6 protein-coding genes are annotated in these 12,024 nt (G+C 40.6%); all 6 read left to right on the forward strand.

Annotated elements, in window-relative coordinates; genetic code table 11:
- Window positions 1–23: 23 nt before the first annotated feature.
- Window positions 24–3,842 carry a hypothetical protein gene (locus KS419_RS09575; protein ID WP_217066136.1) on the forward strand — a complete coding sequence of 1,273 codons (3,819 nt, stop codon included), beginning with the start codon at window positions 24–26 and terminating at the stop codon, window positions 3,840–3,842.
- Between the two features lie 344 nt (window positions 3,843–4,186).
- Window positions 4,187–8,182, forward strand: coding sequence for an immunoglobulin-like domain-containing protein (locus KS419_RS09580; RefSeq protein ID WP_217066138.1), 3,996 nt, complete (start codon window positions 4,187–4,189; stop codon window positions 8,180–8,182).
- Between the two features lie 524 nt (window positions 8,183–8,706).
- Entirely contained in the window at window positions 8,707–9,087 is a 381-nt protein-coding gene (locus tag KS419_RS09585) for a GntR family transcriptional regulator (RefSeq protein ID WP_217066140.1), read from the forward strand.
- Window positions 9,088–9,190: 103 nt separating this feature from the next.
- The gene (locus tag KS419_RS09590) at window positions 9,191–9,886 is read left to right on the forward strand and encodes an ABC transporter ATP-binding protein (RefSeq protein WP_217066141.1); all 696 of its coding nucleotides are present in this window, start codon (window positions 9,191–9,193) and stop codon (window positions 9,884–9,886) included.
- Entirely contained in the window at window positions 9,883–10,695 is an 813-nt protein-coding gene (locus KS419_RS09595; protein WP_217066142.1) for a hypothetical protein, read from the forward strand. The genes KS419_RS09590 and KS419_RS09595 overlap by 4 nt, the downstream gene beginning before the upstream one ends.
- A gap of 372 nt (window positions 10,696–11,067) precedes the next feature.
- Window positions 11,068–12,012, forward strand: a complete 945-nt coding sequence (locus tag KS419_RS09600) for a dimethylarginine dimethylaminohydrolase family protein (RefSeq protein ID WP_217066143.1) — start codon at window positions 11,068–11,070, stop codon at window positions 12,010–12,012.
- Window positions 12,013–12,024: the final 12 nt, after the last annotated feature.

A 12,024-nucleotide genomic window follows, 5' to 3' on the forward strand; every position in this document is an offset into this window, starting at 1 on the left:
ATTACTAGAAAAGAGGAAGAATTATGTCGAGGAAAAATCGCAGGGTACTAACTAAAATGACATCTATACTTCTTGTTGTTTTATTAGTCTTTGGAATTGGGACACCAGCATTTGCTCATTCATCACCTCCTAGTCCATCCATCAGTTTTACACTGGATAAGATGCAACATATATCGTCTCCATCAGCTGATGTTATTTTAGACTTGGAAATTGACTTTAAAGATTTCACTTTCGCACCGGAAGAGACACGTGATTATGTTATTAAGGTGAAGAACGCAGCTGGGGAAGAGATTGGTAATGATGCTGGACATTTTGAAAGTAACGGTTCAAAAAATCACTCGTTAACATTTGATACTGCAGCATCACCACTTTCAGCGGGGAATTATACGATTATTGTTTCTTCTGGATATGCGCAAACGGCATACGAAGATTATGAAATTGTCCAGAGGGAATATGTGAGTGAATCAATTGATTCTACCTCTGTCTGGGTAAATTACGATCTTAAACCTTGGACTGCAAGAAATCAATTACCTTCGACGATCACGATCAGTGATAATGAAGGTAAAACATACGATCAAACTATAACATGGCAGTTCGACAAAAAATTCTTTTCCTCGAAAAGTTCAGGTGTAAGTCAAAGCTTGACTGGTACATACGAAGCACCAAGGGGAGTAGAAAATGTACCAGAAACAGTGTCTGGAGAAGTAAAAGTCAAGTATATCCCATTAAAGGTTACTGGTAACGAAGATAGAGACATCCGTTACGGCAGCGGAATATGGGGTCTACCAAATAACGTCACAATTCATTTAAACAAACGTGGTCAATGGCGATATGGTGCCGTAATCTGGGATACGAAGGGTATAAATACCTCTACTCTAGGCGAGCACACCATTACTGGTAGGATTCTCGTGAAGGATGAAACCATTGACTGGAGCCATTTCTCTAAAAATGTTTCAACAGTGAGAAATGTGGTGAAAACAGATTTCCATTCCCTTGTTTCAACGGTAGACGATGTGACAGTTGACGCAGGGACAAAATTTCCGTTAAGAGAATTCCCTTCTTCTGTCACTATTAGGGATGCTGGTAATCATTGGGGACAATTTAAAAATAATTATCAATCAGACGTAAATTGGAGTTGGGAAGACAAATACAATAGAAGCGAACCAGGTGTATATTCCGTAACAGGTGAGGTAGAAGTACCTGAATTTTTCAACGAGTTCGATCAAGTACTTAACCGAACTGTAACGGTAAAACCGTATATTCACTCTGTTGTAAATCCAGCAGGAAAAGGTGTCACAGTATATTGGGGAACAGATCTGAGCGATATATCACTCCCAAAAAGTGGAGATGTTCTATTGTATCGTGGAGCTAAAAAGTTCTTTGGGAAAAAATCAGTTGATCTATCTTCCAGTGATTGGGGAAGTAAGTTCTATAACAGCCAGAAACCGGGCACTTACACGGTTTGGAATCATTTCGAAATGAATCAGATTATAGATCACTCTGAGTTTACAAACTACAAACGGGTTCCATTATTATTCAGTACAAAAGTAACTGTACTGGACCCTTATGTTACTGGAATAAGTAAAGTGGATGATCTTGATGAGTTCATCGGTACAGATGAGTCATCTGTTCTTTCTAAATTGCCTGAAAAAACAAAAGTAACGGTTCAAGGTGTTGATTCCTTTGAAGATTCAGAGATATATGCAAATCTAGAATGGAGAAGTAAGAGACGATCACCATATGATGAAAACAAAACCGGCACATATACATTTGTCGGGACCGTAACTGGCTATACGGATGAAAAAGGGGATCATGTCAATGTTACCAAGCATCCAAAACGTCAGTACGAAAAAATAGAAGTTGACGTAACAGTGAAGCTTCCGGAAGTGGTAGAAGTGGATGTCTTTAATATTTTAAGAGATTCCTACTCCTTTATTAATGGAACTTCTGAATCAGTTGTAAACTTTGCACTTCCTTACAGCATTCGTTTAAAGGATGAGCGTGGTCAGAGGGTTAATGTCAATGGATTAAAGTGGAACATTGAAGACTTTAACGCCACACCAGATGAAAGAACGGAATTCAGAGCAACAGCAACGATTGATCTTGCTGCCTACAACCTTTCTTATGGTAAAGAAAACACATTAGTTCTTGATACAAAAGTCATAGTTGGTAATCCTTATATTGTGGATGTACTAGAATATCCATATAAACTTCTGCCAAGAAACTATACTAGTTTCGAAGTAGCAAATGGTACTCTGGAAACTGATGTTCCATTCCCAGAAACGGTTAAGGTGTTGGATAACCGTGGGGTTGAGCACGATGTTCCAGTAGTGTGGGATTTCGTACGTTTTCCATCTTATAACCCTTATAGAGAGGGAAGTTATTACGCTACAGGAGAATTACTACCTCCAAAGACGTTGGATAATGGTATTGCAGTTTCCCGAAAGGCATATGTGAAAGTGGATGTGAAGAAACCACACATCGTTGATTTTGATTCGGACTTCCGTTTTACTGTCGATCATCTGACTTCAGCGAAGGAGATCAAAGGAAAGAAAGATTTCCCTAGAAACATTGTGGTAACGGATAATCGTGGAGATAATAAACACAGTGTGGTTACTTGGGATTTCTCTACTTTTGATCCATCTGTTCCAGGGGAGCATACTGTAAGTGGATCATTCTCATTACCAAAGGGAGTAATTCAATCCACTCCGGCAACGGAATTAACAACTTCCATGACGATAGAAGTTCTGGACCCATATATTGTAGATGTGGAAGTTACACAACAGAAACATGTTGTTGATTATGGAACAAGATCAGATAAAGTCGTAAGTCATTTACCAACGAAAGGCACCATTACAGACAGTGCCGGTGTGGATCATGAAGTAGTTATTACGTGGGCGCACGAAAGCTATAACCGTCACCAAGAAGGGGATCAGACTTTCGTTGGAACTTTTAGTTTACCTAAAGGTGTTACCTTAAAATCTGGCGATGTACTGACTGATTTCTACTTCGAGACAACGGTAACAATTCGTCAAGATTTATTTGAGAAGCACAAACATGTAACAAATGAAGAAATCGCCAGTATTGGAACGGAGAAAAATCTGGTTGTTGATTTAACCAATGAAGATGACGTGAATGAAGTTCGTTTATCTAACGAGCAAGTTCAGCAAATGAAACAATTAGGTTTAGACCTGAAAGTAGTTAAAAATGATTTGGAAATTACAGTTCCACTGGAGAATTTCGAAGATGATCTAGAAGATGACATCCGTTTATATGTGGATCGTTTAGCAAAGGATCCAGTTGTTTTGGAAAAATCAAATGAAACTTCCAGCTCTATCTACAAGTTTACATTAATGAAAGGTGAAACAGCACTTAACCTTTTTGATTATGATATCGAACTAGTTTTCCTAGTAGATGATATTGGGGATCAAGATCCTAACGATCTCAAACTCTATTATTGGAATCCAACAACCGAAGAATGGGAGCTAATCGGTGGAGAATACCGAGATGGCATGTTATATTCCAGCACTGGCCACTTCAGTATTTTCGGTGTCTTCAATCAACAACTATTTGCCGTACCGGCAGAAGATGATGACACTAATGAACCGACACCAACAGATGGTGATACTGATCAACCAGTTGATGAAGAAAAACCTGGTACGATTGAGCCATCCGAAGAAGAGGAAGTGGCTCCGGTAACTGAATCACCAAAGAAAGACAGTCAGTTACCAAGCACGGCAACGTCTTATTACAATTGGATTCTACTTGGAATATTCCTGATTCTCCTTGGTGCAGCTTTTGCTGTTAGAGAGCGTTTTGGGAAAAATAGAGTACTAGTTTAGTTATCGTATTTATGTCCATGGCAAGGGTGTGTTGAACACCCTTGCTTCTTTTATTTGGAAGATACTTCATTTAGTCACTAATTGCAGACTAACTACGAAGAAAATTGTCGAACTTTTAAAAAAATATAAGAAAAAGTACCTAGTTCTAAAATCCTTTTTATGCTTTAATTAAACTATATTTATTGTGACAAAAGGGTTAATAGATTCTCACAAAAGGAGTAGGTGTCAACAGAGAGGTACAGTTCATTAAACTTTCATAAGGTGTTCTATTTAATGAACAAAGATTGATTTGAGTTAACTGAAAATTTAAACAATATAGGTATTTTATGGAAGGAGTTACTGAAATGAGCAGGCTTCAAAGAGAAATATTGAAGAAGAAGTTGAAGAAACAATTAATGAAGAAAAAAGCAGTTATCTTTTTTGTCACACTTCTTTTAATGATGCCTTTATTATCAAGCGGCTCTAGCTTAAAGGAAGTAACCTCAGCTGGAGGAATGAAGATCGAAAATGTATCTCCAATTGATTATCAGGAAGGAGATGGCCCTGTCCTTGTGGCGCCAGATGTGGAAATAACTGGTGGTGGCTCTTATGGTGACGGGTATGTTCGATTTGGATTGAACGGAAGTACGTCAACAGAAAGATTATCTTTTGTTGATTCTGGTACGCCATCCAATGAAAATGGGAAAGTGTCCATTGTAGGGAACGCCGTTTATTTAGGCAATGGTACAGGATATAGGCAAATTGGCTCTGTTAATACTTCCTATGATGGGACTAGTGGTCAACCACTGCAAATTGATTTTTCCACACCACTGGTCAATGCGGGGTTTGAAGAAGATGTGAAAAGTGCAGAAATTACAGACAGAGCTAATTTTGGACAAACGCATCAAATTACAGGGTGGGACATTACATTAGGGGAATATAAAGTTGAGCATTTGAAGAGTGGTACGCCAGGAACACTGGTAGAGAGTAACGATCCAAATTACAGTGAATTTCGCTTTCAGTATGCCGTTCAAGGAGAGCAGAAGTCATCCGGAAATTACGCGTTGCGTTTAGAATCCCTTTATTGGGTTAAAGAAAGAAGGACGTCACACGAACTTCAGGATCCAAATTTTGCTGTTTTCCATGGACCTTGGGCTATCAGCTCTCCTTTTTACGCTTATGAAAATGATACAATTGCATTAGATTGGGCAGCCCAAAATGGTGGAGATGACTATGATGTTTACGCTTTTTTGGTAAATACAGATACAAATGAAGAAATCGAGTTGTTTTATGGCAGAGGTAAAACTCAAGCATGGACAACAACCACGTCAACTATTCCCACAGACGGAAACTACCGCTTTAAATTTATCAGTGGTTCCTATGATGCCACTGGTGGTGGGAAAATGGGTGCCTCCCTATATATTGATAACATCCGTTACTATGGAAATGCTGCCAACGATGCGGTGGTTCAACAGGTTGCCCGTCTCATTACGTATGAAAATACAGCATCAGGATTAGATCCTGGCGCGCCAGCTAAAACAATAGAAATAACGGTGAAAAATGCAAATAATGACACAGCTACGGTAACAGAAACCGTAAATAATGAACCATTGATTATCTATGCAACTGGGGATCATAAAGATAGTGTAACAGCGGACCTCACTTTGGTTACAAATCCAGCGGATGGTTCGACAATCGCTTGGAGTGCAGAACCGAATATCTATGTCAATCCACTAACTGGAGATCCTGCTACTGGGGAAGTTACACGACCGTCCCACGCCATAGGGGATCAGCTAGTGACGTTGACAGCAACGATCACAAAAGGTGAACAAACAACGACGAAAGTATTCACTGTGAATGTGAAAGCGGGAGATCCGGCGCCATCAATTCAAACGGAATGGAATCCGCTCCAACCGGTTGTTCCAGGAAAGGTTCAATTAACAGTGACGGAAGAACCATCACCAGAGACGAAATTTTATTATCAAGTGTTAGGAACAGAACCTCTTCCGAAAAACTTAGGTCAAGTGGTAGATGTATCAGGTTGGACTGAAATCAGTCAATCGGATAGTCAGGCTGTGGATGCGGTCAATGGCAGTTTTATTGAAGTCATGGAAGTAACAGAGCAGGATGGTAAGAGCACTGTCACTAAATGGAGAGTTATTGGACCTGTGAATGACGGAAAAGCCCTTCAAGACGCCATCGATCGAGCGAATGGAGAACTTGACAGAGCTGAGAATGCACAAGATCGGTATGGAAATGCAGGAGGGGAAGAGACGGATTCAGTCTATACGGCAGTTGAATCAGCGAAGAACGATCTCCAAAACGCTTTAGATGCCGAACCGAAAGACAAGGAAACTATTCATGAAAAAACAAATGTGTTAGAGCAAGCCATCGAAAGCTTGGAAGAAGCAAGTTTTGCGAAAGAGCTTTCTAATGCCCAGGAGTTGGCGGATGCCGCTCTAGAAGACGCAACAAAGGCAATTGCAGATTACAAGGAAGCTAATGGCGATGAAACGGCTCCTGTATTCGTGGAAGTGGAAACGATAAAAGCTGAACTGGAAGCTTTACTTGATGCTACTCCACCAAATGTGCCAGCCATTTTGGATGCGGCTGAACGTTTAGAAGAAGCAGTTATTGAATTAACGAAAGAAACTAGTAACATTCTAAAAGACTATTTTTTACAGGAAATTGATGGTTTAGATAATGTGGAAAAAATGAGAGATCTATTCGATGCGATTCAAGAGGCTCCTTTGTTTGAAGAAGACAAACAGGAAGTCCTTCGACATCTAGTAGACAAAGTATTGGAACCAAATAGTCCAGTTGTTTTCAAAGATGTAGAGGATGTAACAAAAATCGAAGAGTCCATTCGTCAATCGAATAAAAATACAGCCGAAAAAGAAGCTGATTATATCCGGTTAACGGAGAAAGCCATCAAAGAATTGGCTGTGGCTGATGCTCCAGCAGATGGAGAGAAGTTCCAAAAAGAAGCGAATAAGGGAATTGAACAAATTATCGAACTTGTAACTGATCCAGAGGAAAAGGAACGGTTGACACATTTGCATGAATTGACCGTAGATGCCTTATCACTAACGAGAGAAAAAGCATTCCAACTGCAGGATGGTGACACTTGGGAAAGCATTACGACTGACTTTTTCACCTTAAATGCGGGATCTTATGGTACGTCGATCAGTTGGGAATCTAGCAACAAGCAGGTAATCACCATTTCTGATGATACAGGGGTGGTAGAGCGCCGGAAAAAGGATCAATCGAGTATTCTGACAGCTACGATTTCCCGTGGGGATCAGGTAGTCCATCGAACATTCCTACTGATTGTGAAGCGAGAAGGGGCCGGAGAAAAGGTCAGGGAGTCAGAGTTTAGGGAAGTGAAAGTGGAAAGTGGTACCAAAAATGTGTCACGTCAAGCGATAGAAAGGATAACGTTATCAGACGGGAACGGTAAAGTGGTAAATATCATTGACAAGCTGATCCTGACAGAAGAAATGTTATCGGAGTTTGATTTCACTGGAGAAACATTCCGCATTCTATTAGAGGACGATGCTAGCGTTGTTGCGGATGAATTGGCGATTGAGATTCCTTTTGATGTCTTGGAAAAAATCAATGGGGATTTAGAAATCTGGACAGAATACGCGATTCTTTACCTTTCCAAAGAGGAAATTCTGGCCATGCAGGAAGCGAAACTTGATCTGTACTTCCGAATCGTACCAGTAAAGGATTTGGTGGAACGGGAAGATGTACTAGAAAGACTATCAATTAGTGACGTTGTTAAGCAAGAAGTATTGCAAGTTGTAGGAGTACACGGAGTTGCCAATTTATTAGGTACACCAGTGGAAATTGAAACAAATTATAAAGATTTTACAACCGATATTACATTGCCTTTGAAAGATATAATTTACGCAGGTATTGATCTTGACATGCTTCGCATTTATATCGAGCACAGTGATGGGGAAATTGTGGTGCAACAAGGTGATGTGGTATATGGGGAAAATGGGGAGCCTGAAGGTCTAAAGTTCACAATAAATAAGTTCAGTGTGTTCAGTATCTTTGAAATGGAAGAGATTCCTCCAGTGGAAGAGGAAGAGGAAACTTCACCGATTGTGACACCAGGAACAGGGGGACAACCAGGTTCCGACAATGGTGGAACTGACGATGATGACCCTTCATCCGATGATGGTGGATCAGAATCAGAGAACGGTGGAAGTAATAATGGGGGTATTGGGAAAAAGTATGGAGATCAAGAACTGCCAGGAACGGCTACTTTCATGTACAACATGTTAGTAATCGGCCTTATGATTCTGATCTTCGGTGTCTTCCTGTATCTAGACAGAAGAAAAACAGTTTAATCCGACAGGTGCCTGTCACCTCCCGGTTTTTGTCGAAGAAAAGTAGCGTATATTGCCTATGAATTATTCCATAGGTGATATACGTTTTTCTTTTAATAGGAGGCACTGTTTGAAGAGAATATTGGTCGTGGCCGATTTAATACTGGTCCTTTCTAAAATCTGAAGAAAGTTTTCCCTTCGGAGTTTGACACCCATCTAGTATTAGTGTACTATTTGATTAGTACACTAATACTGGATGGGATAACATTATTTTTACCATGATGTATTTGATTGAAAGAAAGAGTTTCATGTATTTCGTAAGATCAACGATAAAACCCACCGAGACACCACGAGATATAATGCCGACACGGTGCCAATTATTTAACGGTTACCATCAAATTACAAAATTAATACATAAACTCCAGCCAAAAATCAATACTCACCTTCACCTAGTAAACGACCAGCAAAGCACACGAGAAACATAGTAACGAACTAGAGCAAACCAAACTCATTCAAGTATTTTACAGATGAAAGGAGGTCTCCGTTTGACCATTCCGTTTGATCAAAATCGACCGATATATTTGCAGTTGATGGAACATTTTTATGGAAAGATTTGTAGGTATGAACTGAAAGAAGGAGAAAAATTACCTTCTGTGAGAGAAACCGCGGTAGAAGTGGGAGTTAATCCAAATACTGTTTCGCGGACTTACATGGAAATGGAGCGGGAAAACGTTGTGGTTACTAAGCGTGGCCAAGGAACATTTGTGACAGAAGATCATGATGTCATCCATCAGTTAAGAGAAAGAATTGCAGAAAATCAAATTGATACCTTCCTGGATGTTATGACACATAACGGTTTTTCCGAAGATGAAATCATTGAGTTAATTCAAGTACGGGCAAGGACAAGAAAAAAGAAAAAAGGTTGATATGGGACCATCAGACCTGGTCTCTGACTAGATTGTGACCTTGTTTAAGATATTGGTTCGTTTACCAATAACCTTGAAAGTAGTAAAAGGGAGGAAATGAAAAATGACTGTTTTATCTTTAAAAGATGTTTCCAAAAGATACGGCCGACAACATGCCCTTAGAAACGTAACTATGACTCTTAGCAACAATGGAATCGTTGGCTTAATAGGACCGAATGGAAGTGGGAAATCCACAATACTAAAGCTGATTGCAGGGCTCCTGCAGCCAACAAAAGGTGAAATTACCCTTTCTGGGGAAAAAGTGACGAGAAGATCAGCAGATCAAATTGCGTTTTTAGCAGAGATTGACTCCTTATATTCTTATCAGACCGTTCAAGAAACAGTTCAGTTTTGGGCAAACACGACACCGGATTTTTCCGAAAAGAAGGCGGTTGAAATGCTCGAAACGTTAGATGTGGACCTCACTAAAAAAATTAAAAACTTATCCAAGGGAAATCGTGCACGGGTAAAATTAGCGCTGATTATTTCTAGGGATGTGCCGATTCTCCTGATGGATGAACCGTTATCAGGCCTTGACCCCATGGTGAGGGAGGATATCCTTAGAATGATCGTGTCTTATGTAGATGTGGAAAGGCAGACAGTGATCCTGTCTACCCATGAAGTGGCAGAAGTGGAACCTTATTTGGATTATGTCATTTTCGTTAAGGAAGGCGAAGTGCGCCTGGAAGAATCGGTGGAATCATTACGTGAAAAACGTGGTACCAATCTTGTGGAAACGATGAAGGAGGTATTACTATGAGTTGGAGTGCATTGTTAAAGAAGGAGTGGAGAGCCAGTTCCACCCCCTTTTTCATTGGGGTAGTGGGAATTATAGTCATTTTCTCTGGGATATATTATGCGATGGGACGGTATTCCCCATTCCTGTTTTTATTTAGTTATCTTTCGATTTTTGCTCATTTATTGGCTGTAGGATTAGATCTTTTACACAATCTGAGAAAGGAATGGAAAGAGAATACTGTCTATGTGTGGCTGAATTTACCTCTGCCGGGATGGCAGTTAATTTTATCAAAACTAGTAATAACAATGATAGAATTTATCATCACATTAATGATTACACTTGGATTTATGTATGTACTTACCAATCGGGCCATCGACTTGTTTGGACAAAGGGCGGACGGCCAAGAACTTGTAGCAGGCATGGAAATATTTAAGGAATCATTTGTGGAAATGATTCCAATCATCTTATTAGTCATTCCATTTGTTTCGATTCTATTAGCGTTTGGTATCCTGTTTATCTATTTCATGGGAAAATCCTATTATCGAATTGGTTGGATTTTAGGAACGGTTGTGGTGGTTGTATCCTTTTATGGATTGATTAAATTTTTGGATACACCTGTATTTTCTGTAATCTCAGAATGGGGATTGATCAGACATTTTTCGTTCCCGGAACAGATTATGTTTGAAGGGGGAAGTGAGACGGCGATTGAAGTAGGAGAAGTATTGACCCTACCACTATATGCAGGACAGATCGTTGTTGGGATAGTCCTCCTCATTGCCATGTTTAGCCTCCTTTCCTGGATGTTAGACCGGAAAGTACAGGTGGGGTAGCTGATTTACTAATTACTTCGGATAACGAAATAAATGGAGGTAGTTGGAGAGAAATATCGAATAGATTAATAGAGGTTTTTTTAGAAAGGCTTTTTTCGCATAGATGTTGTTTTTAAAGCAAAATTTTTGCTTGGATAAACTCCAGGCGGACGCTTTCCGCGGGCACGGCCTCAGCCTCCTCGACGAAAACCGTGTCTGCGGGGTCTTCACCTCGCGCTGTTCCCGCTGGAGTCGCCGCCTTTCACTTCTCCAAGCTTTTCTCAAAAAGCAACAAAGTTTGCGAAAAGAGCCTTTAGAAAAAACGCGAGAACTCCCGTGAATTCAGTCATGGGATGTTAACATGGGAATGGAAGAAAGGGGTGGAAGGTTTAGATGACAAATGTGAAAGTGCAAGGGGAGCGTTGGTTTCCCACAGAGACTAGTTTTTCAGAGGAAATAAAAGAGTTGTGGGGAGACTGGTATTGTGACTCGGAGGTAGGAAAACTCCGGTCAGTGATCATGAGACGGCCTGGTAAGGAAATAGAGATGATAACAGAAGAAAACTATCGGGATTTCAGGTGGGAAGCACCCATGAGTGTCGAGAAAGCAAGGGAAGAACAAGATAAATTAATCGAGATCTATGAGAAACACGGGGTGAAAGTGCATCTGGTAGAGAACATGAGGGAAGATCGTCCAAATGCCTTGTTTATGCGGGACCTTGTTTTTATGACACCGGAAGGGGCCATTGTTTGTCGCCCGGGAATCTCAGCAAGGCGAGGTGAAGAGAGATATGCTGCAGAGGCTTTAGGCCGATTAGGTGTTCCAATTATTAAAACCATCAATGGGGATGGCTATTTCGATGGTGCTTGTGCCATGTGGGTGGACAGGGAGACTGTTTTAATCGGAACCGGTGCCCGAGCCAATGAAGCAGGTGCTGCTCAGGTGGAAGCCGAACTCCGAAATATGGGTGTCACAAACATCATCCGGTTCCAGATTCCATATGGTCATGCCCATTTAGACGGCTTAATTAATTTCGCTGATAAAAAAACGGCCCTGTTATTTCCTTGGCAGGTTCCTTATGATGTGGTGAAACCTCTATTGGAACGGGAGATAAGGATTGTGGAAGCAACTAATCTAGAGGAGGCAAAGCATAGATTGTGTACGAATTTCGTTGCACTAGAACCTGGAAAAGTAGTGACGGTGACAGGAAGTCCCGAAACAAAAGGTAAGTTGGAAGGTGCAGGGATTGAAGTAATAGAAGTGGAATTGGATGAAATCCTGAAGGGATGGGGTGGAATCCACTGCATGACGGCATTTCTAAAGCGAGACCCGGTTTGAATCGGGAAGTGC

It is taken from the genome of Evansella tamaricis (assembly GCF_019042215.1).
GTDB classification, from domain to species: Bacteria; Bacillota; Bacilli; order Bacillales; family Salisediminibacteriaceae; genus Evansella; species Evansella tamaricis.